At 69.5% G+C, this 23,642-nt stretch carries 18 protein-coding genes; 6 read left to right on the top strand and 12 right to left on the bottom strand.

What is annotated here, in order from left to right; all coding sequences use genetic code 11:
- Positions 1-498: 498 nt before the first annotated feature.
- The 3 genes from AB0I60_RS21595 to AB0I60_RS21605 form a co-directional block, all read right to left on the bottom strand.
- Positions 499-1,131, bottom strand: coding sequence for a hypothetical protein (locus AB0I60_RS21595; RefSeq protein ID WP_360732334.1), 633 nt, complete (start codon positions 1,129-1,131; stop codon positions 499-501).
- 434 nt (positions 1,132-1,565) lie between these two features.
- The gene (locus AB0I60_RS21600; protein ID WP_360732337.1) at positions 1,566-1,988 is read right to left on the bottom strand and encodes a hypothetical protein; all 423 of its coding nucleotides are present in this window, start codon (positions 1,986-1,988) and stop codon (positions 1,566-1,568) included.
- Positions 1,989-2,183: 195 nt separating this feature from the next.
- Positions 2,184-2,741, bottom strand: coding sequence for a hypothetical protein (locus AB0I60_RS21605; RefSeq protein ID WP_360732339.1), 558 nt, complete (start codon positions 2,739-2,741; stop codon positions 2,184-2,186).
- Positions 2,742-3,014: 273 nt separating this feature from the next.
- Between AB0I60_RS21605 and AB0I60_RS21610 the strand changes: the two genes are divergently transcribed.
- The 3 genes from AB0I60_RS21610 (at position 3,015) to AB0I60_RS21620 (ending at position 7,329) form a co-directional block, all read left to right on the top strand.
- Positions 3,015-4,223 (top strand): ATP-binding protein, encoded by a 1,209-nt coding sequence (locus AB0I60_RS21610; protein WP_360732340.1) that lies wholly within the window; start codon positions 3,015-3,017, stop codon positions 4,221-4,223.
- Positions 4,187-6,916 (top strand): WD40 repeat domain-containing protein, encoded by a 2,730-nt coding sequence (locus tag AB0I60_RS21615; protein ID WP_360732847.1) that lies wholly within the window; start codon positions 4,187-4,189, stop codon positions 6,914-6,916. The genes AB0I60_RS21610 and AB0I60_RS21615 overlap by 37 nt, the downstream gene beginning before the upstream one ends.
- 182 nt (positions 6,917-7,098) lie before the next feature.
- Positions 7,099-7,329: a hypothetical protein gene (locus AB0I60_RS21620; protein WP_360732342.1), complete on the top strand. Its 231-nt coding sequence runs from the start codon at positions 7,099-7,101 to the stop codon at positions 7,327-7,329.
- 22 nt (positions 7,330-7,351) lie between these two features.
- Here AB0I60_RS21620 and AB0I60_RS21625 read toward each other — a convergent pair whose 3' ends face one another.
- From AB0I60_RS21625 to AB0I60_RS21635, 3 genes are all read right to left on the bottom strand, one after another.
- A complete protein-coding gene (locus tag AB0I60_RS21625; RefSeq protein WP_360732344.1) occupies positions 7,352-7,501 on the bottom strand; it encodes a hypothetical protein in 150 nt (49 codons plus the stop codon).
- A 292-nt stretch (positions 7,502-7,793) separates the two neighbouring features.
- Positions 7,794-8,600: a hypothetical protein gene (locus AB0I60_RS21630; RefSeq protein ID WP_360732346.1), complete on the bottom strand. Its 807-nt coding sequence runs from the start codon at positions 8,598-8,600 to the stop codon at positions 7,794-7,796.
- 326 nt (positions 8,601-8,926) lie between these two features.
- Positions 8,927-10,066 (bottom strand): WD40 repeat domain-containing protein, encoded by a 1,140-nt coding sequence (locus tag AB0I60_RS21635; protein ID WP_360732348.1) that lies wholly within the window; start codon positions 10,064-10,066, stop codon positions 8,927-8,929.
- A gap of 690 nt (positions 10,067-10,756) precedes the next feature.
- Here AB0I60_RS21635 and AB0I60_RS21640 point away from each other — a divergent pair.
- The gene (locus AB0I60_RS21640) at positions 10,757-11,335 is read left to right on the top strand and encodes a hypothetical protein (protein ID WP_360732350.1); all 579 of its coding nucleotides are present in this window, start codon (positions 10,757-10,759) and stop codon (positions 11,333-11,335) included.
- A gap of 552 nt (positions 11,336-11,887) precedes the next feature.
- Here the strand turns inward: AB0I60_RS21640 and AB0I60_RS21645 are convergent.
- The 5 genes from AB0I60_RS21645 to AB0I60_RS21665 all read right to left on the bottom strand — a co-directional run bounded on the left by AB0I60_RS21645 (position 11,888) and on the right by AB0I60_RS21665 (position 19,667).
- Positions 11,888-12,445: a hypothetical protein gene (locus AB0I60_RS21645; RefSeq protein WP_360732352.1), complete on the bottom strand. Its 558-nt coding sequence runs from the start codon at positions 12,443-12,445 to the stop codon at positions 11,888-11,890.
- Positions 12,446-13,254: 809 nt separating this feature from the next.
- The gene (locus AB0I60_RS21650) at positions 13,255-17,640 is read right to left on the bottom strand and encodes a hypothetical protein (RefSeq protein WP_360732353.1); all 4,386 of its coding nucleotides are present in this window, start codon (positions 17,638-17,640) and stop codon (positions 13,255-13,257) included.
- 7 nt (positions 17,641-17,647) lie between these two features.
- Positions 17,648-18,037, bottom strand: coding sequence for a hypothetical protein (locus tag AB0I60_RS21655; RefSeq protein WP_360732355.1), 390 nt, complete (start codon positions 18,035-18,037; stop codon positions 17,648-17,650).
- A gap of 415 nt (positions 18,038-18,452) precedes the next feature.
- Complete coding sequence (locus AB0I60_RS21660) at positions 18,453-19,091, bottom strand: hypothetical protein (RefSeq protein ID WP_360732356.1); 639 nt, start codon at positions 19,089-19,091, stop codon at positions 18,453-18,455.
- A 24-nt stretch (positions 19,092-19,115) separates the two neighbouring features.
- On the bottom strand, positions 19,116-19,667 hold the full coding sequence (locus tag AB0I60_RS21665) for a hypothetical protein (RefSeq protein WP_360732357.1): 552 nt from the start codon (positions 19,665-19,667) through the stop codon (positions 19,116-19,118).
- Positions 19,668-19,806: 139 nt separating this feature from the next.
- On the opposite strand from AB0I60_RS21665, the gene AB0I60_RS21670 reads away from it, so the two are divergent.
- The gene (locus AB0I60_RS21670; RefSeq protein ID WP_360732359.1) at positions 19,807-21,036 is read left to right on the top strand and encodes a hypothetical protein; all 1,230 of its coding nucleotides are present in this window, start codon (positions 19,807-19,809) and stop codon (positions 21,034-21,036) included.
- Positions 21,033-22,115, top strand: coding sequence for a transporter substrate-binding domain-containing protein (locus AB0I60_RS21675; protein WP_360732361.1), 1,083 nt, complete (start codon positions 21,033-21,035; stop codon positions 22,113-22,115). Before AB0I60_RS21670 ends, AB0I60_RS21675 begins: the two co-directional genes overlap by 4 nt.
- 457 nt (positions 22,116-22,572) lie before the next feature.
- On the opposite strand, the gene AB0I60_RS21680 is transcribed toward AB0I60_RS21675, so the two are convergent.
- Positions 22,573-23,502, bottom strand: a complete 930-nt coding sequence (locus AB0I60_RS21680) for a LysR family transcriptional regulator (RefSeq protein ID WP_360732363.1) — start codon at positions 23,500-23,502, stop codon at positions 22,573-22,575.
- Positions 23,503-23,642 lie beyond the last annotated feature (140 nt).

A 23,642-nucleotide genomic window follows, 5' to 3' on the forward strand; every position in this document is an offset into this window, starting at 1 on the left:
GGACGCCCCGGCGGTGGGTCCAGGGCAGTTGGTCCATCTGACCAGCAACAACCCACTACCTTGCACTTCAGGTCAGCTTCGGGAGTCCTGGGCCGACCAGCAGCACCGCGCCGGCGACCACCAGCCACCGGCGCGACGGCCAGGGCGACGATCCCGGCCGCGACATCCCACGACCAGGCGGTGGGCGCGGCCACCAGCAGGTAGCCGATCACCAGCACGCCGATCGCCGGGCCGGACCATCGGCGCAGCTCGCGGGGGACCAGGCCCCCGGGGAACGCCGCCCTGCACCGCCCGCGCACCGAGGGGTGCGCGGGCGGTGCTGTCGGTCCCACGCGCCCGCCGGCCGACACCGCGCCCGTCCGACCCCGGTCGGACGACTCACCCTGTCGGGCGGCCTCCCGGTCACAGACCGTCCACACCGGACCCGGCCGACCGGGCGGGATGCCCCGCCCGACAGACGTTGTTTTCTGCACGCCTGCTGAAAGATTCAAGAGTCATCTAACCTCGGATTTCCTTGATGGCCTCGTAGAACTCAGGGTCGTTGGTGCGAGGTATCAAGCTGGCTCTGTTTCCGGACCACAGATCGGTTTGCAACTGGTAGGTACACGTAGTGCGCCACTGTCGCCGCCTCCAGCGCTGCGGCAAGACCAGCACTTCCACGGTGGCGGTGTAGGGACCGTCCTCCAGTTGGGTCTCAGGGTTGTCCCACTGGAACTCGATCACCCGTTCGACCGACTTGCGTCCTTCGACAGCGAACGGCATGGCGAACTGCCGATGCTCGTCCGGTTCGGGATAGACGGAGCCGTGGAAGGCGATCCAGAACATGCGTTTCGGTAGCGCCTTGTGGTCCGGAGAGTTCTCGTCGTCGCCACCACTCAGGTGCAGCTTGATGTCGGCGACCACCAGCGAGGCAGGGTCCAGGTTGTGGAAGACCAGAGGAACGTTCAACACGATCTTGTTGCTGGTGATGGCACCGCTGAACACTGGTCCCGTCTCTACACGCAAACGACCACGGCGGACCTGGATCCACCAAAACGATGCAAGCGTGAAGATCAGCGCGGCCACGGAGATGACCACCGACGGAGTGATCCAGGCACTGACGGCTCCGAGGAGAGGAAGCGCAACATCCATGCACACAGTATTCCGAGCAGGCAACTCAGCCGAGTCGCGCTACGGAACGTCACCGCGATCGGTGAACTCGCGACAGTTAAATACGCGGCCTCACCATTCTGAAAGGCCTACGCCGAAATCATGGCCGAGCTTCCGGCGCTCAACGGGCCTGCGGTCATCGACGGGCAGCAGACCACGGTGTAAGGCGCTGACTACTGGCGGGTCGGCTCCGTGGCCTCGGGGTTCAGCGGCGACGCCGGTCGCGGGCGGCTGGCGTCGCTCATCCAGACCCTGCTTCCCCGCCCATCGGACACCATCGACCTCTGGGCGGGCACCCGAACTCGCACGCCTGTCGCCACCACGGCGTCCGGCCGCGCCGGCTCGATCGCTACCAGGAGGAACGCCGGTGTCCCGGCCCCGCAAGGACCGGGACACCGGCGTTCCTCCTGGACGGGTCAGTCGCAGTGGCCGACGGCGGCTTGGGCCTCGACGAGCGAGGAGTGGACGTAGGCCTTGTAGACGCCGACGCTGGGGACGTCGACCTTGAACCAGCGGTTGGAGGAGTAGTCGGAGTTCGGCGGGTGGACCCACTGGGTGTCGATCCAGCAGACCATCGTCACGGAGGTGCCGTTGCCGACGTACTTGACCTTGTACTGGTCGCCGAGGTAGGCGGCGTTGCGCAGCCAGGCGCCGCCGGAGTTGGAGCCGATGTAGGGGCCGGCGGCGATGGCCGGCCCGGTGTCGGTGGACGGGGTTGTGGGCTCGGCGGCCAGGGCGGGCACGGTACCGAGGGCGCTCAACGCGATGGCGGCGGCGGTGGCTGCGCCGCGGCCCAGGCGCCGCAGCGCCCGACTGGGCTTGATGGTGTCGGTGGACATGGTGGGACCTTTCTTCTTGTGGTGGGAGCACCGGTGATCGTCGGCGGAGCCCGGGTGGGCGCACCGGTGTAACCGGACGTGTGAGCGCAGAGAGGCCTGCGCGGATGCCTGCCCGGGCTGCCGAGTGCGTGGTCGGGTGCCGGGGAACGGGCGAGTCGGTGAGGGGGCGGCCGGGACGCCGACCCCTCACCGCGGTCAGCCGATGTTGCTGTTCACGCCGTGCAGGTCAAGGGCTCCGGGAATCAGCTTGCCGGTGCCCTTCCAGTGGTTGGTCTGGGTGTTGAGGCACTTCGAGGTGCCGTAGTTGAGCCAGTTGGGGTCGGGCAGAGGGGCGTGCCAGCTCTCGAAGTCGAAGGTGGGACCGGTTAGGTCGTTGGCGCGGCCGTAGTAGACGTGGCACTCCAGCTGCTGCCACACGCTGTCGGCCAACTGGTGGTAGAGGCCGGGCACGCAGCCCTGCACGGCGTGCCACATCGACACGGTGGCGTCCCACGCCTTGCGGTTGAGCGTGGCGTTGCGCGCCGCCTCGGTGGGCTTGAGCTTGATGGTGAAGTCCGGCCCGGGCCCCTGGGTGACCGTGATGTTGTGGACGTAGGGGTTGGCGCCGCACCGTTGCTCGGCCTGCGCTGTCCCGGTGGACACCGCCGAGGTCATCGCGGCGGTGAACAACGCCCCTGCGGCGATCATCGCGACGCGGCGTCGTGGCCGGGTAGTGGCGGTGCCGCCGTGGTGCGCGGCGTGGTCGACGGACATGAACCGCTCCCTTCCTGCCCACCGCCGCAGATGTGCCGCGACGGCGGATCAGTGGTGGGTCGTGATGGTGACGCACTGTCTGCGCCTGCCGGTGAAGCTGTAGCTCGCCTCTCCGCCGGCAACACCAGAATGCCTGGTCAGACAGGGCGGGAAAGGGTCGATGCCGACTTTGGACGGGACTTGGACAGCCCTGCGCCGAGCCTTGGGCATCGAGCACTCTGTAGCGTGTCCGGCACCGCACGTGACCGGTCGCCGCCCGCCGCAGGAGTCGTCGTGGAGCCGCAGAACCCCGCTTTACCCTTTCCCGAGATCACCACCCGCGAGGCATTCGGCCAAGCCTTGCAAGCGCTGAACACGACCGGCTGGACCTACCGCGACTTGATGGACAAGTGCCGAGCCTCGGGAGCGGGACTCGATCACCGGACCATCGGCACCTGGTTCACCGGCAGCAACCTTCCCTCCCGCAAGCTGTGGGACGATTTCCGCGTCCTGCTCGGCCATCTGGGGGTCTATGACGAGCAGGCCGAGCGGTGGATCGCCACGGCACGAAAGGTGAGCAAGGCCCGCAACTCCGGTGACGTCGTGCCCTACCGGGGCCTGGACAGCTACGGGACCCAGGACGCGCCGTACTTCTTCGGCCGCGACACCCTGGTGCGCTCCGTGCTGTCCAACGTGCGGGAGCTGCACGAAACCGGCGGCGGTGCCCTGCTGGTCGTGGGATCCTCCGGGGCGGGCAAGACCTCCCTGCTACAAGCCGGGGTGCGTCCCGCTCTGGCCGCGGGGGACGTCGAGGGCAGCGCCGAGTGGTCGGTGTTGTCGTTCGCGGCCACACCGACTCCGCTGACCGGACTGGCCCGGACGCTCGCCGACCGGGCCGACCAGTCACCCGATGACGTCGCCGCCGACCTGCGTGCCGACCCGAACCGCGCCGCGTACCACCTCGACCGCATCCACCCGCCCACCCCCGCATCCGCACCGCGCGGACGCGGCGCGCTGGTGATCGTCGACCAGATCGAACAGGCGCTCATCGCAGACCGGGAGCAGCCCACCGGGGAACTGACCGGCTTCCTCACCGCGCTGCAGGCCGTCACCGCCGGGCCCGGCGGCGCGATCGTGGTGCTCGGACTGCGTGCCGACCAGTACGGGGCAGCCCAGGACAACCTTCAACTGCAGGCGTTGACCCGCGGGCGGCAGGTCTCGGTCACCCCGATGGACGACCACGAGCTGAGAGCGGTCATCGCGGAGCCCGCCCTCAAAAACGGCGTCGTCCCCGAAGCGGGGTTCGTGGAACTGGTGATGCGCGAGGTCACCGCCCGCACAGACCGCACCGGCCACCACACGGCGTTGCTGCCCCAGCTGTCGCACGCGCTGCGCACGACCTGGCTGGCCGGCGGCGGCCGCATGACCGGCAGGACTACCGCGATGCCGGCGGCCTGGACCGCGCGATCACCGATACAGCGGAATCGGTGTTCGCCGGATTGAACGAGGTGCAGCGCTCGATCGCGCGCAAGCTGTTCTGCCGACTGGTGCTGCTGCACCCCGCCACCGCCGACGCCCGAAGACAGGCGAGACTGGGCGAGCTGTCCGACGAGGGCCACGATGCCGACCTCTATGAGGTCCTCTACCGCTTCGCCAGCCCCGGCCTGCTCACCGTCGAGGCCGAGACCGTCGAGATCACCCACGAGTCGCTGATCTTCACCTGGAAGCGGCTGCGTCGCTGGCTCGACACCGACCGGGACGGACGCCTGCTGGCCCAGCGGCTGGCCGAGGACGCCGCAGAATGGGAAGACCACGGCCGCGATCCCGATCACCTCTACCAGGGCACCCGCCTGCACAGCGCACGCGAATGGGTGGACGAGCACCCCGACGAACCATCCAGAACTGTTCAGGCGTTCCTGCAGGCCAGCATGCACCGCTCCCGCAGACGCACCCGCCGCCTCCAACAGGTCATCGGCCTGCTCACCGTGCTGCTGCTCACCGTGGCCGGCCTGGCCGCCGTGGTCGTCGCCCAGGAACGCACCGCCACCCGCGAACGCGACGAAGCCGTCTCCCGGATGATCGCAAGTCGGACCGTCAACCTGCGCGACGTGGACGTCTCCCTGTCCAGGCAACTGGCCCTGGCCGCCTATCGGATCTCCCCCACCGTCGAGGCCCGCTCCGCGCTGATCGACGCCACCGCCCTGCGCCCGGCCATCCGGATGCGGGCCGACGGCGACACCAAGACCATGTACGCCGTCGCCCACCACCCCACGGCACCTGTCGTCGCAGCCGGCCTGAACGACAGCCTGCTGCTGTGGTCGGTCGAGGACCCCGGCCATCCCACACCACTGCCCCCACCCCCTTCCGCGACCTGCGCCCGCATCAACGCCCTGGCCTTCCACCCCGACGGCGATCTGCTCGTCGCCGGCTGCCGCGACCAGCGCCTGCTGATCTGGGACACCACCGCCACACCCCCCGTCGCCGCACCCGCACCCGACGAACTGGGCGGCAACGTCCGCAGCGTCGCGTTCAACACCGACGGCACACTGCTGGCCGCCGCGATCAGCGAAACCACCGCCGACCAGCGGAGTCGCGGCACGATACGACTGTGGCGCGTCACCGCCGGCACCCTCACCCCCCTCGGCGAGGCCCTCACCGTGGACCAGGCACCAGCCAAATCCGTGGCCTTCCACCCCGATGGACGCCACCTTGCCGTCGGCACCGCGAGCGGCGCCGTGCAGATCTGGGACATCCGTGACCCCGCCCGCCCGACCGACCCGGTGACAGCCACCGGCCCCACCAAGGAGATCGGCCAACTCGCCTTCAGCCCCGACGGCCACCACCTGGCCGCAAGCGGCGCCGACGCCCGCGTCCACCTCTGGGACAGCACCGATCCACGCAACCTCGTCCCCGTGGGCGACCCCATCGAGGGCGCCGAAGCATGGACCAACGCCGTGGCCCTCAGCCCCGACAGCACCAAGTTCGCCGTGGCCAGCTCCGACGCCAGCGTCGGCACCCGGGTCTTCGACACCGCCACACGCACACTGCTGGCGACCATGCCGCACCCCTCCGCGGTCACCTCGGTCAGGTTCACCCCCGACGGCCGCGACATCCTCACCGGCGCCAACGACGGCACCACCCGGCTGTGGCCCGTCGACGCGCCCGCTCTGCCCCCGACCTCCTACCTCGTCAGCTCCACCCGCTTCAGCCCCGACAGCCGCATCCTCGCCGTGGGCAGCGCCGACCTGCGCCTATACGACCTCGCAGATCCCCACCGGCCACGGCTGCTCGGGCCTGCGATCACCAACACCGACGGCTTCGCCGGCGCACTCGCCTTCAGCCCCGACAGCCACGTCCTGGCCGAAAGCCACGGCAGATCCGGCACCGTCCAACTCCACGACCTCACCGACCCCGCCCAACCCAAAACCCTGGGGCCTCCGCTGGTCGCACACCAAGGCCAAGTCGAACACCTGTCGTTCAACCCCGCCGGCACCGTCATGGCCACCGGAGGACGCGACGGCGCGGTGCACCTGTGGAACATCAGCCGACCCGAGGCCCCGACCCGCCTGTCCACCCCCGGCACCTTCGGCGGCTACGTCCACTGGACCGCCTTCCACCCCGACGGCACCCTCCTGGTCGCCGGCAGCGCGGACCGCACCCTGCGCATCTGGGACATCACCCGCCCCGACGCACCCCGGCAACTGGGCACACCGCTGCCCGTCAACCACTACGTCTACTCCACCGTCTTCAGCCCCGACGGCACGACCCTGGCCGTCAGCCTCGGCGACAGCACGGTGCACCTCTACGACATGACCGACCCCACCCACCCCGCCCGGATCGGGACACCGCTGACCGGCCCGATCGACTACGCCTACTCCGTGGCCTTCACCGACGACGGCACCACCCTCGCCGGCGCCTACAACGACGGCACCGTCTGGATCTGGGACGTCCGCGACCGCACCACGCCCCGACACCTGGCCACACTGACCCTGCCCGCCAAACAGGTCTTCACCGTCCAGTTCCGACCCGGCCACCCCTCACTGGCGGCAGGGGGCGGCGACAAGATCCCCCGGCTCTGGACCACCGACGTCGACCAGGCCGCGGCACAGGTCTGCCGGAGCACCGGCACCCCAATCACCGCTCAGGAGTGGGCACGCTACGTGCCAGACCACGACTACCGGCCATTATGCGACTGACCATGACCCCCAGCCCCCAGCCCCCAGCCCCCAGCCCCCAGCCCCCAGCCCCCAGCCCCCAGCCCCCCCCAGCCGCACCGACGCCGCAGAGCCGCCGACGCGGTCTCCGGAGCCGGTGGTCACAGGCCAGGCCCGTCCGGTGCAGGTGCGTCGGTGAGTCCGAGGGCGAACAGGACGTCGGGGTGGATCTCGACGTCCGGGTCGCCGGTGGGGTTAGCCGCGGCGACGGCGACGCGGCGGCCGACGAGGTCGGCGGCGTCGAAGGACCTAGTGCGGCCTTCCCCGCGTTCCTCCTCGTGGTCGGGAAGGGTTGCAGGATCTTCTCCCGCACCAGCCGCACCACCTCCACCGCGGTGTGGCGGTCCAGCGGGCGGGCGCGGGCGTCGTGGCGCTCGAAGCGGTCCAGCAGGTAGGCGGGCACGACGCTCGGGCGCATCAGAGCAGCAGCCTGTTGTCGGTGGCCACCACGCGCAGCGCGGTGGGCACCAGGTGCCCGTCGAGCACGGCCAGGGCGGCGTCCAAGCGTTCCTGGCTCCACCCAGCACGTGGAGCACCCGGTCGACGGACAGGCCGTTGAAGGTGCACACCAGTCCCAGCAGCAGGTGGTCGTCGTCCGGAAGCTCCGCCGCGTCGCGGCCGGCCCGATCGTGGCCGGGCGGGTGCGGGGCGTCCGGCGCGGATGCGGGTCGTGGGTGCGGGTCGAGGGTGGTGACCAGGTCGTCCAAGGGCAGTGTCGAACTGGTCGCGGTCGGTGTTCCGAGGCCGGTGACGAGGTGGATCTCAGGAGGTCCGAGTGGGCCCCACAGGGTGTCCTGGACGGCGGCGAGGGCATGACCGGCGGTGCTGGTGTGCCACTGCGGTCGTGTCGTGGCGAAGATCAGGCGGTCGGCGTCGAGCCAGGCGGCGGCCCTGCACTTCTTCGCGGCTCGTCCCTGGCCTGCTTTCCTGGAGCGAGGCGGTCCGTGCTTTTACATTCCGCGATGGTCAGCCGATCGTCGTGGTAGACGACCAGGTCGAGTTCGACCTCGGACCGGCCGCCGGCCAGCAGTTCGAGTCCCTCGACGTGGTGGAAGCCGCGTCCGTCGTCGTATTGCGGGGCGGCGAGGAAGGCGACGAGTTGGGCCGGGACCTCGCCGTTGTCGCGCAGTAGTTGGCGGGCGATGGGGTGCAGGTCGTAGAACCAGGTCGGTTCGGCGGCGGGTTGGTGCCAGGCGGCGGAGTCGAGGGCGTTGGCTGCGGCGCACCGGTGGCAGCTCCAGGATTGGACTATCTGCCCGAGGGGTTGGAACTGCACCTCCGCGCACGTGGCGCACCTCAGCACCAGCCCTCGCCGCAGCGCCCCGGCACGGAGGACTGGGTCGAGCAGGTCCCGCAGGACCCGGGCAGTGGCACCCGGCAGGTAGGCGTCGAGGGCGGCGTGCTTGAGGACTCCGTGGAAGGACAGCACTCCGTCACGTCCCGGCAGGACGACCCCCTCCCGCTTCGGATAAGTGGTGCTGGTCTTCGTGCTGGTCGGAATCATGGCCCGGAACGCGGGCAGCAGCGGACCGGAGAACAGATCGACGAAGGGCGGGCGGCCGCTCAACACGCAGGCGAGCTGCGCGGTCCGTTGCCCGGTAGTGCTGACCCGGACGGCCAGGCCGTGCTCGACGGCCTTGGCCGCTACCCAGTCGGACAGAACCAAGAGCCGGTCTCACGTGGTGATCGTGGTGCTGTCAATCAACATCTACGCCGAAACCGGAGTGCTCCGCTTGCGTGGGGAAGACGCGGCGGCGCGGCCGCCGCCGGGTACGCAGGCAGCCTGGCCACCAGGCACCGCCCGCCTGGTCCGCCTCGACGTCCGCGCGCTCCAGAATCAAGGCGTCCGCCGCAGCCGCGTCCACCAACGTTACATGGCCGGCACCCTCGCGAACCACACCGCCACGTTCGGCACCCCGAGCCACGACCACCGTGCTGGCCCACCCGACCTGGTTGGACCTCAACTGCCCGCTGTTCGTCACCACTGGGCAGCTACAGGCGGACGACCTGGAACGCACCCTTCACCCGGTCGCCGGCCCCGCGCACGGTGGCCGCGTACAACTCGGTGCCGCTCGGGTTGGTGGTCAACGCGGTGATCCGGTCGCCGCTGAACCCGGTCAGGGTCGTGCGTAGAGAGATGCCTCCCTCGACCACCGCGACGGTCGGCCCCGCCGCGTGGGCGGCCCGGTCGATGCCGACGTAGAGGTACTTCTCGTCCGGCCGCAGCGCCAGCGTGTTCACCCGCTTCTCGGTTGCGAGCGCCATGTAGAACCAGTTCGTGAACTCCTCGAGTTCCCACCCCTCGATGTGCGTGCGGTCTTTCAAGGCCCAGAACGTGCGGCGGTCCTTGCTGATCCTGATGTTCCGCAGCGTCTCGTTTTCTGCGACACCCCACAACACGCCGTTGTTGCCGATCTGGGTTCCCGTCGCGGCGTCGTAGGTCTCGATCGCGCTAGCGGCGTTCTGGTCGTCGCCGTACCCGGCGGTGGCCGCGTAGACCCGACGGTTGTCCGGATCGGCGACGAGTTCGCCGAGCCAGGGGCGCTGGAGTTCGGCGCCGGCTACCACGGACCTGCTCGCCACATCGACGGTGTACAGCCGGACCTCCACCTCGTCGTCGATGCTGCCCTGCTCGCCGATGACGAGGGCGTGGCCGTCCGGCGTGAGGGCCAGCGACCACAGGTCGCGGGTCGCGGGCGGGGTCACGGAGGCCGTGGTCCGGCCGGTCCGGGCGTCGAGCACGGCAAGCCGCTGCGTGGTCAACGCGTACAGCTCGCTGCCGTCGGGGCTGACCGCCAAGTCCTTGATCGTGACGTCGTCGCTGTCCTCTTCGAGCGCGTAGGTCGCGGAAACGGCGCGGGCGGCGTTGTCCACCACCTTGATCAGCTGCACCTCCCGCTCCCGCCCACCGGCGGACAGGTAGGTGTAGCGGCCGTCGGGGCTGACCACCGCCTCGGTCGGCAGGAAATTGCCCAGCTGTACCAGGTCGATCTGCGGTGTGTCCGCTGAGGCGGGTGCCACCCCGGCGGCGGATGCGCCCACCGCCAGTGCAACGGCGGCCAATGCCCGGCTTGCCTTGACGGTTGAGGATAAACGGCTCACATCGGTCTCCTCAGGGCACGGCAACGGCATCGGTCATCTAGTCCACCGTTCGTGGACGTGTCCGGTGTCGGGATCATCCAACCAGGACCGGAGCATACTGGAGAACCGACGAAAACCGCACCGAAAAGCATCTTGATTCGCGGCGACATCGACTCGTTCCGCCGTTTCGACCGGCGAATTATGGGTGTGCCGGGCGAACACTCCGGTGCACTCGGAGCAATTCGGAACAGCCTCGTGTTGCGAGGCGTCCGAAGGCTGCCTTGTGACTGATCTTCAGGTTGTTCGGATAGGGTGTTCCCAACCGGGCGGGGTCTGGGGTGACGGGGGCCGGGCGCTTCCGCTGTTCTGGAATCGTTGAGCACTCCCGAAGCCGCGTCCCCGAGCCCACGTGCAACGGACGCGACAGCCGGTCCGGCTCGCACGCCGACAGGCGGCAGTGCGGGTCCCTCAGCCGCGATCTCAGCTCTCAAGCGGCAGTCAGCGGTGTAGTGCTCGGGGGAGTTGCCAGTAGCCGCCTCGGTCTTCTTTCGACCAGCGGGCGACGAGGCCGGGGATGTGCAGGAAGCAAGCGAGCGCGGTGGCCGCCTAGAAGGCGTTGACAGCCTGTGAGAACCGACTCTGATGACGTTCGAACAAGATCATCGCACGTCAGGTGCGCCGTAGATTCTGCTGGGCGTCCATGACGCTTCGTTCGAGACGACGATCCGTTGCCGGTCGGCGATGGGGATCGTTGCGACCGGTGACGAGGGCCTCTACTGTTCGGTGATCATCTACGACGTCACGGGGGTGCGGCGCGCGATGGCCTGCGCAAACCAGAGTGTTGACGACCTGGCCCGGCTGCTGGAGTGGCAGCCGTTGGACCTGGTGCCGGAGGTGTCCTGGGAGCAGGTCGAACAGGAGTTCGGCGTGACCTTCCCCGAGGACTACCGGCGGTTGGTCGAGGTGTTCGGCTCCGGGGTGTTCGACAGCTACCTCGGCATCACCTCGCCCGTGCACAGCGCGGGAACGCTGGGGCGGTTCCGCCACGAGACTCGGGAGACGCTGGAATTGGCTGCGGCGAATGGCGTGTCGGAGCCGGTCGACCAGTGGATCTCATGGGGTTCCACGGGTGAGGCGTACAGCCTCTTCCTGCTGCCGGAAGGGGAGATCGCGGTCTGCGACGACGGGTTCGCCGAGTGGGAACGGCACCCCGGCCCCGTCGCCGCGTTCCTGATCGAGTTGCTCACCGGCCGGCTGGACAGCGCCCTGCTGGAGTTCGAGGTGTTCGACCCACCCCGGTTCGGGCCGAGCGCGATGTAGACACCGTCCGCTGTGGACTGAACGGAGGGGACGGGTGGGTGCGACGGTGGCAGCTGCGCTGCGTGCCCCATGTGGGTTCCTGGTGATGACGAGAACTGTTCCGGCGTAGGCTGTGCAGCCCCCCGTTGGTCACGTGAAGGTCCTGGGTCGGTGACAAGCGCTCGGTTGTGTGGCGGTTGGCGGCGGTGGAAACCGTTGATCGTGCTCGAGTTCCGGGTGGGTCGCGGTGGCGGGTGTCCGCAGATGTGCGTTGTGGAATGGGTCGAGTGCGAGTTCTCGGTGCAGGTGAGAGCTGGTCCCGGACAGCACGGCTCCGTGGGGCAAGTGCGGCAGTTGCGGCAGACAACAACGACCGCGCGTTCGCCGGCGGGCATAGCTGGGGAATGCATCGGCCGGCGCGCTGGCGGCGGGGCGCGAACGCGAACTGGTGGTCGGTCGGCGACGCGTTCATCCTTCGTCTTCCTCGGCGGCCGTGATCGCCACAGGCCCGCGCCAACTGTCCGTCCGGCCCGCCCAACGCGGTCACCATCGCCCACGCGGTAGGAGCGACACTCACCGGAGTGCTGCGGGCGGTACTGACGGCGGTACTCGGCGACGCGCTGCGCTCGGGGACGTGTGACGGAGCGCTGCCTGCCCGCTGCGGGCAGATACACGCGAGGCTCCCGCCACACCGGCGGGAGGCTCGCGTCCTTCAAAAGGGTTGTGGGTGCCAAGGTCAGCGCACCGCGTCGACCGACACTGTGCACGCGCTGGTGGAGCCGGGGGGGTGACGGTCATCTTGGACCGGTTGATGGGGGTTTCCACGGGCTTGCCGGCGTCCTTCTTGCCCAGGTCGCAGTAAAAGTTGCTCTTGGTCTGGTAGCGGCGGCCGTTGGCGTCGAACGAGCCGAACCAGTAGTCGTGGTACCAGGCGTCGCTCCACGTCTTGCAGGTGAAGTAGTACTTGCGCTGGCTGGCAGTCAGATCGTTCTTGCCGGAGCAGGTGTGGTTACGGTGCTTGAACTGGAGGTAGACGTTGTGCAGCGTGATGTCGTCGGTGTTGGTCACGTCGACGGAAAACGTGTAGCCGTCCCGCGCCTCGGGCACGTCGGCGGTGCGGCCGACCTGCACCCTGCCGTGGTGGGAAACCACCGGGTACGGAGCTGCGCCGGTAGCTCCCGGTAGTGACGATCACGGCATTGATACCGGGTGTGACCACGGCAGAGTCAGCCGAGCTGAGGCGGTTCTGACCTGCTCGGCGAGATTCTGCGCGACGACTTGCTCATGCCCACCTGATTCGACCGAGCACTGGGTCCCACCGCCCAGGGCGCACCCCCACGCCAGTACGACGAACTGCGCAGACGCTGCCGGGGCGATGACTGCTGAAAAGCAGTCGGCCGGGCGGTGCCGCGCGGGCGACGTCCCGGCACCGACAACGGACTGTTCGGGACGGCTATGCCGCTGACGGGTCGGGGTTCGGGCCGGAGTGGTGCGCGCCACGAAGCCGCAGACCCCCGACCCGTCGGCTTGCTTCCGGCCGGTGCGACCGTCCCGCTTCCGGCCTCGGGCTGTCGGCGATGATCAGCCCGTGCGGCTGGATGACGGCGGCGCTGGTCGGGGTGCTGTGGCCGATCGTGTCCCGCTCGGCGACGGCACGGTTGAGTCGGTCGGTCCCGAACCATGTCGGCGCATCCGCGTCCAGTGCGGCGTGAGTTGCGCCCGCGTCGTGGTCGAACAGTCGGCCGAACACCAGGTCCGTCGTCCCGGGCGAGAGTACTCCGCCAGCTCTCGGGCGTACGAGGCCAGTAGGTCGTGAAGTCCGAAGTGCCCGTCGGCCCCTGCCTCCAGCAGACGGACGCAATCCAGCGCGTCGAGCAGGCGGCTCGTGGAGGTCACCCGTGCTCGCGGACCTGCACCCGTGACACTGCGCGTGGTCGCGGTCAGGGGCAGGTTTCCCGGTACTCCTGGTTGGGCAGGAATCGTGCCCACTCGGTCGGCGGCAGGCTTCTCCCGCCCAGGCGTTCGCAGGCCACCCGGACGCCGTCCCGGTGCAGTTGCGGGAGCATGGACAGGTCCCAGAGGTCCACGTTGCCCCTGCCCTGGCCGACCAGCATGTCGTGGTCGGGCGCGAACGCGAGGGAGTACGTCGCGCGGTCGGTCGCCGACAGCGGTACGCCGATCTGGCGGGCGGCGCTTCGGTTCGAGATGTCCCAGAGTTCGACCGTGACCGCGGTACTGGCTGCGATCAAGGTCCCGTCGGAGGAGAAGGCGATCGACGGGATGAGGCCGAGGCTTTCCACGTTCCAGGAGGTGTACTGCACGGGTGCGCGCGGGTTGTCCAGGCTCAGGAGCCGCACGCTGCCGGAGAGCTGGCCGATCGCCAGCAGCTTCCCGTCCCTGGACAGGGCCGAGGAGCCTCTGCTGTTGCCGGACAGACCTGTGTACACACTGCCCAACTGCACGGGGTCGGCCGGGTTGCGCAGGTCCCGAAGGTCGATGGTGCCGTTCGAGGTGGACACGGCGAGCAGCGCGCGGTCGTCGGACAGGTGCACGTCGTTCACGTCGCTGTCCACCTTGAACCGGGTGACCTCCCGGGGCGCGGCGCGATCGACGGTGTCGTGGACGACCACGGTGCCATCGAGCGTGCCGGTGACCAGCGTGCGGCCCTCCCCGTCCCAGGCGAAGGCCAGCGGTATGCCCGACGCGGGCAGCGCGTCGCCGAGGTGAACCGGCGGCCCTTCGGCAGGGATGTCCCACAGCTGGACACCGAATTTCTCGCCCGCCGAACCGTAGGTGGCCACGGTGCGTCCGTCGGGGGACAACGCCGACCTGTTGATCAGGCCGAGGACGGTTTCGTCGGTGTACCGGACCGCCGGCCGTGGGGTGAAGCCGCGGTGGTCGTCGATGTCCCACACCAGCAGGATGCCGTCCGTCCCGGTGCTGGTGGCGACATCCCCCTTGACGTCGATCCGTCCGTAGCGGCTGTCGGCTCTGTGCCCTGGCAGGGGGGTGTCGGATCTGGTCGGCCTCAAGCCGGTGTCGTCCAGTTGCCACAGGCGCGTGGCCCCGTCGTCCCCGCCGGAGACGATGAGTCCGTGACTGTCGTCCACGAGGAGATCGCTGATTTCGCCGGTGTGCGCGGTGAAGTTCGGTTCGACGATGGGGAGCAACGCCAGTGTTAGGGGGTCGACACCTCGGGTGAAGCGCATGATCGTCATCGATCCGAGGACGTCGGCGATCACGAGGGCGCCGTCGGTGCGGTCGAACGCCAGCCGGGTGATGTTGAGGCCCAGCCCGGTCTTCCGGGGTTCCGCCTTCCGACGAGGGGCGGACGGCGCGCTGATGTCCCACAGCAGGATGGTCGTGGCCTCCGTCCCCACGGCGAGCATCCGGTCGTCCGAGGACAGCGCCACCGCTGTGGCGGTGAAATCTCCGCCGCCTGTCAACGGGACACCCCGGGGCCGGGGTGATCGGGGGTCGGTCAGGTCCCACAGCTGCACAGCCGCCGCGTCCGTCCCGGTCACCAACGTGGTGCCGTCACGGGACAGCACCGGCTGCGGGTGGATGAACTCCCGAAGTCGTCCGATCGTGGACGCCTTCTCGTAGCCGCCGCCCGTGGAGGTGAGGATGAAGGTCGTTTTCCTGGTGTCGACCACCAACACCTTTGCGTCCGCCGACCAGGAGATGCTGCTTGTCCCGAGGTCGACGTCCAGCGGTGAGCCGACGTGGGTGAACCGCCCGTTCGGGTCGGTGTCGAGCACATGCAACTTCGATTCGTCGGTGGCCACCAGCCGCGCGGCCGAGGAGGGGTGCCAGGCGACGGCGGTGATGGGCTTGTCGAACCCGCCGAGTGGTTCGCCGATGCGCACGGGCCGGCGAGGATCGCGGAAGTCCCACAGTTGCAGTCCTTCGCGCGTGCCGACCGCCAGCCTCGTCCCGTCGAGCGAGAGGGCCAGCGCGGACACCGGCGACGACGCCTCCGGCAACGCGCCCGCGTACCGGGACCTGGTCAGGGTCTCCACGAGGGCGGTGCTCGACACGGCGGTGGGATCCAGCCCGTGCGCCGCCACACCCAGTTGCAGTGCCAGGCGGGGATCGGTGGAGCGCAACGCGTCGACGGTCGAGACCAGGTTGCGCGCGTCGGCGGCGCGCGCTTGGCGCGAGTTCTCCCGAGCCTGGAGCACGGCGACGAAACCGCCCAGCAAAGAGGCGACCAACAACGTCACCAGACCTGCCAGGGCGCCCCTGCGGAGTCGGGAACTCCGGCGTTCCTGCCGCTGGGAGGCCCGCAGGAACGCGGCGGAGCGCTCGTCCACCTCGTCGGTGATCCGCGCCTGGTCCAGGACGTTCGTCAGGCGTGATCCCCGGTAGAGCAACGCGGGGTCGGTCCGGTCCGCCGTGGACCAGGCGCGGGCGTCGGAGGCCAACCGCTGGACGATGCTCGTGCGGTGCCGGTCGGCCTCGATCCAGTCCCGCAGCGTCGGCCACGAGACCAGCAGGGTCTCGTGGCTGATGCGCGTGACGTCCTGGTCGGTCGTGATCAGCCGGGCGTCGGCCAGCGCGCGCAGGGCGGTCGCCGCCGCCTCGACGGGCAGGCCCCGGACCAGGTCGGCGCGGTCGAGGCGCAGCGCCGTGTCGGCGGTGTCCTCTCCCACGCGCACCAGGCGGGGCAGCATCCGCCGGACAGCCTCCCGGGCCGGCTCGTCCAAGGCGTCGAGCACGTCGTCGGCGCTCTTGGCGATGGCACCGCCGATACCGCCGATCTCCCGGTAGTCCCGCACCGTCAACCGGTCGCCCCGGCGCCGCTGCCACGTGGCCCACAACGCGTGCGACATCAGGGGCAGCGCGCCCGGTTCGGCGCCCTGCCGGCGCGTCGCGCCCAACTCGGTCAGGATCAGGTCGGGCAGCGCATCGTCCAGGCGCAGGCCGCCGACGCGCGCGGGTTGCTCGATCGCGGCCCGCAACTGCTCCTGGTCCATCGGCTCGACCAGGAACTGGCGTTCCCGCAGCGCCTCGGCGAACTCCGGGTATCCGGTGGCGTGGGCGTAGAAGTCCGCCCGCAACACACCCACGACCACCGCGCGCTCGGTGTCGCCCAGAGCCGCCAGCGCACCGGCGAAGGCCGCTCGTTCCTCCTCTGCCGGGCACAGGGTGAGCATCTCCTCCAACTGGTCGACCACGACGAGCGTCGGCCGGTCGTCGTCCGGCAACCAGTCCGCCGCACCCGACGGGTCGAGGAGCGCGGCGGTCGTGGCCGAACCGTTCTCGACACCCAGGGCGGCGGCCAGCCGTTCGACCGGGCGTTCGCCGGGCGTGATGGTCGTGCACCGCCATCCCGACAGCTGCCGGACCCGTGGCAGGAGTCCGGCCTGCACCAGGGAGCTCTTGCCGCTGCCGGAAGCGCCGACCACCAGCAGCAGGCCGGGTCCGGCCTGCCGGCGGCGTACCGCGTCGAACAGCTCGTCCGCCGTCCGATCGCGGCCGTGGAACAGCCGGGCGTCGGCCTCGCCGAACGGTGCCAACCCCAGGTACGGGCTCCGCCCTGGCGACTGGGGCCCGGTGTCCTCGTCCGGACTGCGAACGGTCGGGGCGAACGCCGGGTTCGGGGCGAGGACCAGCCGGCCCGTCCGCCCACCCTCCTGGCGGCGGGGGAGTGGTGCGCCACGGGCGCGCATCGCCTGGAAGAGGTGGTCGTAGGTGTCGTCCAGCGTCAACAACGCCCCGCTGCGCGGGTCGCCCCGGTCGAGCAGCCCGATCAGCTCACCGGTGAAGGCGGTGTAGGTCGCCTCGGCAGGTGCCAGCGCCAACTGCTCCGCCGACCCGAGCAGGTAGAACCCGTGCACCGGAGGGCTGTCGAAAATCCCGTCCAGCACCGGGAGACCCGCCTGCGCCCGTCCGGAGAAACAACAATCCAGCACCACGACCAGCGCCGAAGCACGCGCCGACCCCAACGCCTGGCGCAGTTCCAGGTAGGGGTACGCCTGATGACCCGCCAAGCCGGGGGTCAACTCGTCGGTGTTCGTCGCGGCGAGGTACAGCTCACCGCCCGGACCTCGCAACCCGTGGCCGACGTAGTGGACGAACAGGGTCGTCGTCACCTCGGCTGCCGCCTCGGTCACCGCGTGCGCGATTTCCAAGGAGGACGCGGGATCCACGATCAGCCGGACCCGTTCGGCGGGCATCCCGCACACCCGGACGAGGCGATCGGCCAGCGCGCGGGCCGACCTCTCCGCAGAGGGCACCGGGGGCAGGCGCGAGCCACTGTGCGTCGCCGTGGCGATGATCAGCGCACGCGCACCGTTCGCCGCCAGATCGGATCCGCGCACCACACCGTCACCGCCGTTGCCGGTCACCGGGGACCTCGTCCGGTGGTTCGATCGCCTTCAACAACCCCTCGACCTCGGCGCGGACGTCGTCCGGCCGCAGCCCGCGCACCCGCACCGCGTCGACCGACACCTTGGTCCCGTCCGGTCGCTCCAACGTCACCGTGATCCGGCCGGCACGACTGCGCAACCAGGCGATCACCGAGGCCGCCACGGCAGCCGCCGCCCCGCCCGGCCCGAGCGCCACCTCCAGCGCGTCGAGCAGCGGTCCGAGCGTCCCGGTGGGTGGTGCCGACTCGACCGCTTGCACCTTCCCCCTCAACTCGTCGACGTCGGCCAGCCACTCTGCCAACGATTCGAGTTCAGCGAGCCGGTCCTCGGCCTCGACGTCGATCCGCACCAGAAGTCCCCCTGTCGGCCTCCGTGACACGGCGAGGATCCTGCACCACCCGCACCGGGGACGAAACGGATCCTCGTGAAATCAGGCCGTTCAGCCCAATGTATGCGAGTGGAGCGAGAATAGGACGAGCCGGGACGGCGAATCCGATGCAGGAACAGGACCTCTGCGTCGCCAGTGTCCGAAAGCGAACTCAGCAGAAGCCGTTGATTGGACGACTACTTCTGGTCAAACCTACTCGTAGCGTCGCCTCGGACGGTCGAGCCCGCCATCGCGATCGCCGCCTGGGTGGTCGTGACCGGCGGACGAGCCTGCGCCGCTGAGGTGCTCGCGGACGCGCCTTGCCCGCACCGTGGGATGCGGTGCGGGCAAGGCGCATGTCCCGGCCGTGCCGGATGTTTGGCGGACGGTGGGTGGGTCAGGAGTTGGGTCCGGTCACGACGAGCAGGTTGGGGAACCTGCGGCTGCCGTAGCCGGGTCCGCCGTACTGCCGGGAGATCCGGTCGGCGGCCTTGATGTCGTTGGGCGAGAGCTTGATGCAGCCGTTGGAGGCGTAGTCCTGGGCGCCTTCCCAGCAGGTCGGGTCATCGGGCCTGGAGGTGCACTGCTGGCCGCCGTTGCGGGTCATCTCGCTGTGGATGAACAACTCGGTGCGCAGGGTGCCGTTGTGGCACTTCTTGTCGCTGAGGTACCACGCCACACCCTTGATCGCGCTGCCGTTGTAGTCGGCGGCGTGCAGCCTGCCGTCGTAGTTGCCGTTGGGCAGCCAGCCTCGGTTCTTCGCGCAGGAGTTCTTGATCTGCGCTCCGTTGCCCGACCCGGCCCGCCACTGCCCCCGGACGGTGGTGCCCTGCTTCCAGGTCAGCTTGGAGTTCAGCGGTTGCGCGCTGTTCTTCTGGTAGCGGAACTGTCCGCCGGCGGCCGGGGACGCGTCGGCACCCTGCTCGGTCGGTGCGGCGGCCTGGGCGGTGGCGGGGCTCGTGGTTGTGACGGCGAGCAGCGCCGTGGCGGCGAAGGCCAGGCCGAGGGCTCGGGCCAGTCGGGAGGTGTTGGTCACGGTCGTTCTCCTTCGTGTTGTGGGTCAACGCGCCAGCGGCCTGCTGGGGTTGCTGATGGGGTGGACGGAGCGCTGCGGGTGTGGTCGGCCGGCGGCGCAGTGGCCGTCGAGGGTGCAGCGCAGGGCCACGGTGGGCGCGGTTTCGTCGGAGTCGGGATCGCCCAGTGGCGCCCAGCCGACGACCTCGCCCTGGTCGGCGGTGGTGAAGCGGGGTTCGAGGACGCCTTGCCGGTAGCGGTCCGGGTCGACGGCGATGACGTGGGCCAGCCGCAGGGTGCCGCCGGTGAACCGGAACAACGCCAGTCCGGGGCCGGCGCTGGCCACGATCGAGTCGCCCTGCCAGTCCCCGGCGTACAGCAGCCAGTCCACCTGCGTGCCGGTCGCGTCCAGGTCCAGCCGCGCGACCTCGACGCCGGTAGCCAGGTCGAGCACGCGCACCTGCGGGCGGGTGGCGGTGTCGTCGACGAACGCCTTCGTACCGTCCGGGCTGACCGCGATCAGCGATCCGGGACCCAGTTCGCGCACCCGGCCGGGCCCGTCCAGGACGAGCAGGTCCAGGCGCTCGTTGCCGCCCACGCGGCAGGCCAGCAGTGGGGGCCGGCCCAGGGCTGTTGTCCGGGGTCGGGCTGATCGTCCGCCGTGCGGGCGGTTTTCGCGGTGCTGTGGAATACCGTGTATCCCGCTTGTGCATGTGCCGGCTCTGCGACACTGGATCGTGCTTTGGAATGCGGTCACCGCAAAAGTGCGGGAATCGGCGCAGGTCGCGCGTCGCACCGAAGGGCGGCTGTGGTCGTTGCTGGCGGTGGTGGTGCTCCTTTCAGTGGTCACCGGGATTGTGGGCTGGGTGGAGTTCGAGGCACGTAGCGACGGGATCGAGGGGGCCGAGCAGCGGATCGAGGTGGCGGACGCGGCATTGAAAGTGGAGCGTGCACTGGCCACCACCGATGCACTCTCGTTCGACGTGGTGCTGGCGACGGGCGAACGCGTTCCGCACTTGCGCCGCGAGTGGAAGAAGCAGTTGGACGAGGTGTCCAGGGCGCTCGCGCCGCTGATGAAGCGTGGCGTCGGAGAAGGCGTTGAGCTGAACCGCATCTCGGGGATACTCGCGCTTCTCCCCGAGTACGCCGGGACGGTCGAGGCCGGGTGGCGCGAGTTGGAAGCGAAGCACGTCGTGGGCACGGCCTACCTGTCGACCGCCTCCAACCTGGTGCGCGGGAGCTTGCTGGAGATGGCCCAAGCACTGAGGCAAGACCAGGCGACGGCGATCAGGGAGGCGCACGCAGTGGCCTCCGCGCCGCCGTGGGGAACCGCGATCGCGGGAACGGCGTTGCTGGTAACGCTGATCGTGGCGCAGGTATTCGTGACCCGCAGGACACGGCGTCGGGTCAACCTCGGCTTGGTGTCGGCGACCGTGCTGACGTTGTTCATCCTGGCAGGCAGCGGAATTGTGACGGCCTTACTGGCCGTCAAGTCCGACGTGAACGCCGATGCGTCGGCGCACGTCGACAAACTGGCTGAGGCCCTTCGCCAAGTCTGGGCGGTGGACGGAACGCAGGCGCGTACGTTGATCTTTCCCCGCGTTACCGACAGCGGCGAGATGGAGGGGGCACTCCGAGACATCGACAGGGTGGCTGCAGACGAGGGAGACGCCGAGAAGGTTCATCAGGCCACCGATATGTGGCGAAAGGAGCTTGCTCGACCGGACAGTCCGGCGGACGAATTCCAGTCGCTCGCAGAGGGGGCATCCGGCGGTAAGCAGGCCGGGGAGGCGGACGGAGGTCTGAGAGACTTGATTGAGCCCCGGAAGGATGCCGCCAACGATGCCACTCGCTCTGCCCTGGCCCTCTTGGTGCCCTGTGCAGCGGTGGTGGCGTTGGCGATGGCCGGTGCCATCGGGGGTGCCGTGCACGGATTGGGTATGAGGATCAGGGAGTACTACCGATGATCAGGACAGCCGTCCCGTTGTGCGCCTTGATGGTCTTGACCGGCTGCGCGGTCTCCGCGCCGACCCCGGACAAGGTGGCCGGGGCCACCTGGAACTCCGAGGCGGTTGCCCACCCTCCTGGCTTCTCCCCACTTTCGTCGTCGAAGCCCGGTGATCCGAAGTCGCCGTGCGCGACCATTTCTGCCGCCGCCACGCCGCCCCCGACCGCAACGAGCACCTCCGGAGAACCTTGGGAAGCACGCGGCTCGGATAAGGTACTGACGATCGGCGTCGGTCAGTCCACGCAATTGCTCAGTGAGCGAAACCTGGAGGACGGCAGCAGGTCTGGTTTCGAGGTCGGTATCGCCAATCGTGTCGGTGAGCAGTTGATGAGAGACCTCGGTCCGAAGGTCACGGATTATAGACTGGTCAGCCTCCCGACCAGTGATCGTCTGATTGCTCTGGACACCGTCAAGAACGCTGAGAGACGGGCCGAGTGCCCAGGCATCCCCACGGTCGACGTGGTCATCGCCTCCCTCACTGTCAGCAAGGGGCGGGAAGCGGAGTTCGGCATCGCGTTCTCCTCCAGTTACGCGACGACACGCAGTGGTCTGCTCATACCCAAATACCTGGCCCACGACCAGAAGCCCGGCGACAAGATCGTGGACGACTCTGGGGGAGAGCGCACCATGCGGGTGTGCACCGGCAACAACACCACAAACGCCGAGGACCTTCTCGGCAAGACTCCCGACGTCGATCCCGAGGCACTTTACGGCGTCGACGACACCAGCAGTTGCCTGGCCCTGCTCCAACAACGCCGGGTCGATGCGGTGTACTCCGACGTGCTGGTGCTGAAAGGGTTCATGAACCAGCTACCCGGTACGAAGCTGTCCAGCTACAATACCCATGTTGGAGCGACCATTGACGAATACGCCATGGCCACCAGCAATCAGGACTGCGGGCTGTTGAGGGCAGTCAACCGAGCTTTGGAGGCCACCCGCGACCACACTGCGGCCGATTTCGAGAAGTTAATACGCGAATTGCCTTCAGAACATCAACCGCCGGATAAGTCGCCGGCGTCCAGGACGGGTTGTCCCTGAGCGGTCGCAGGACGGCGGTGGGCGGGGCATCGAGGTCGGTTTCGCCGGCGAGCAGCACGTGCTCGCCCGCGCCGTGGTCGAGGTCCTGTCGTGACAGCTCAGGTACACCGGCGACCACGTCCCGCGGCCCGGCTGCCCGCGAGCGCGCGAGCCGGCGCAACCACGGCCCCGTCCACCACGCGGCCGGCAGTTCTGTTCCGACCCCCCGCTACATCGGCGGCGGTACAGGGCGAGTTGCCGGCCGCCGACCGCGCGCCTGCCACCGGGAAGAGGCCAATCCCTCGCCGAGGGGCGGGAGGGCCTCGCCGGTGTCGTGTCGGCCTCGGTGTCACGCCGCCGGTCGTGGACTGGCCGGCCATCGACAGCGACATCACGGTCTCGCTGAACGACCTGTCGCTGCACGCTCAAGTCCTCGCCGGCCAACCTCTGGTGTGCCGTCACGGTGCGGGCCGCGCGGCTATCCCGAGGGTGTCCCGCCTCCGTCGTGGGAGTGTTGCAGCGCTTCGCGGATCGTCTCGCGGAGCCAGCGTTGGGCCGGGTCGGCGTCCAGTCGCGCGTGCCAGAACAGGTGCACGTCCAGTTCCGGCAGGGGCACGGGCAGGGGGAAGTGGCGCAGTCCGAGTGCCGGGGCGAGGTGCTCGGCCAGCCTGCCCGGCACGAGGCCCACGTACCCGCTGGTGGCGACCAGCAGGGCGGCCACCGCGAAGGTGGGCACCACGGCGGCGACGCGGCGGTGCAGGCCCAGCGCCTCCAAGGCGTCGTCCAGCGGACCCCGGGCGCGGCCCCGGCGGGACGCGGAGACGTGTGGGTGGCGGCAGAGCTGCGTGGCCGTGGGGCGGCGGTGGCGGCCCAGGGGGCTGTCGGCGCGGACGATCCCGGCCATCCGCTCGCGGTAGAGCAGGGCCGAGCGGATGTCGGGTGCGGGGGCCTCGCCTACGCCGATGTCCAGGTCCACCGAACCGTCGCGCAGGGCCTCGGCGCTCTCGCTGCCCTCGGCGACGAAGCGCAGGACGACGTTCGGCGCGACGGCGGCGGTGGCCCCGACCGCCGTGGTGACCAGGGTGGCCGCCACGCCGTCGTTGATCCGGATGGTGAAGGTGCGCGACAGTTCCGCGACGGGGATCTCGCGGTCGGCGCTGACCAGTGCGGACGCCTCGTCCAGCAGGGAGCGCACGCGGGGTGCGACGCGCAGCGCGAACGGCGTCGGGGTCATGCCTCGCCCGGAGCGGACCAGGATTGGGTCGTTCATCGCCCGGCGCAGCCGGCCCAGCGCACGGCTGGTCGCCGGGATGGACAGGTGCAGGCGTTCGGACGCGGCCGTGACACCGCCGTCCCGGAGCAGTGCGTCGAACACGCGCAGAAGGTTCAGGTCGAGCTGATCGGGCATTGTTGCATTGTACGCAAGTATGATTGACCAAACTTGCGTGGCACGGGATGTGTCGCGGTTCGTAGCGTCGCGGACATGCAACTCAACGTCCTGAAATCCCCGGCGGCAGCCCGCCCGGTGTCCCAGCGCGGCCTGCTCGC

It is taken from the genome of Actinosynnema sp. NPDC050436 (genome assembly GCF_040655415.1).
In the GTDB taxonomy this organism is placed as follows: Bacteria; Actinomycetota; Actinomycetes; order Mycobacteriales; family Pseudonocardiaceae; genus Actinosynnema.

What these genes read in the sequence shown, in the direction of transcription:
- AB0I60_RS21600 (WP_360732337.1), bottom strand. Translation starts at nt 1,988, where the DNA reads ATGTCCACCGACACCATCAAGCCCAGTCGGGCGCTGCGGCGCCTGGGC.
- AB0I60_RS21605 (WP_360732339.1), bottom strand. Translation starts at nt 2,741, where the DNA reads ATGTCCGTCGACCACGCCGCGCACCACGGCGGCACCGCCACTACCCGG.
- AB0I60_RS21640 (WP_360732350.1), top strand. Translation starts at nt 10,757, where the DNA reads ATGGGGATCGTTGCGACCGGTGACGAGGGCCTCTACTGTTCGGTGATC.
- AB0I60_RS21675 (WP_360732361.1), top strand. Translation starts at nt 21,033, where the DNA reads ATGATCAGGACAGCCGTCCCGTTGTGCGCCTTGATGGTCTTGACCGGC.
- AB0I60_RS21680 (WP_360732363.1), bottom strand. Translation starts at nt 23,502, where the DNA reads ATGCCCGATCAGCTCGACCTGAACCTTCTGCGCGTGTTCGACGCACTG.
- AB0I60_RS21635 (WP_360732348.1), bottom strand. Translation starts at nt 10,066, where the DNA reads ATGCCGTTGCCGTGCCCTGAGGAGACCGATGTGAGCCGTTTATCCTCA.
- AB0I60_RS21595 (WP_360732334.1), bottom strand. Translation starts at nt 1,131, where the DNA reads ATGGATGTTGCGCTTCCTCTCCTCGGAGCCGTCAGTGCCTGGATCACT.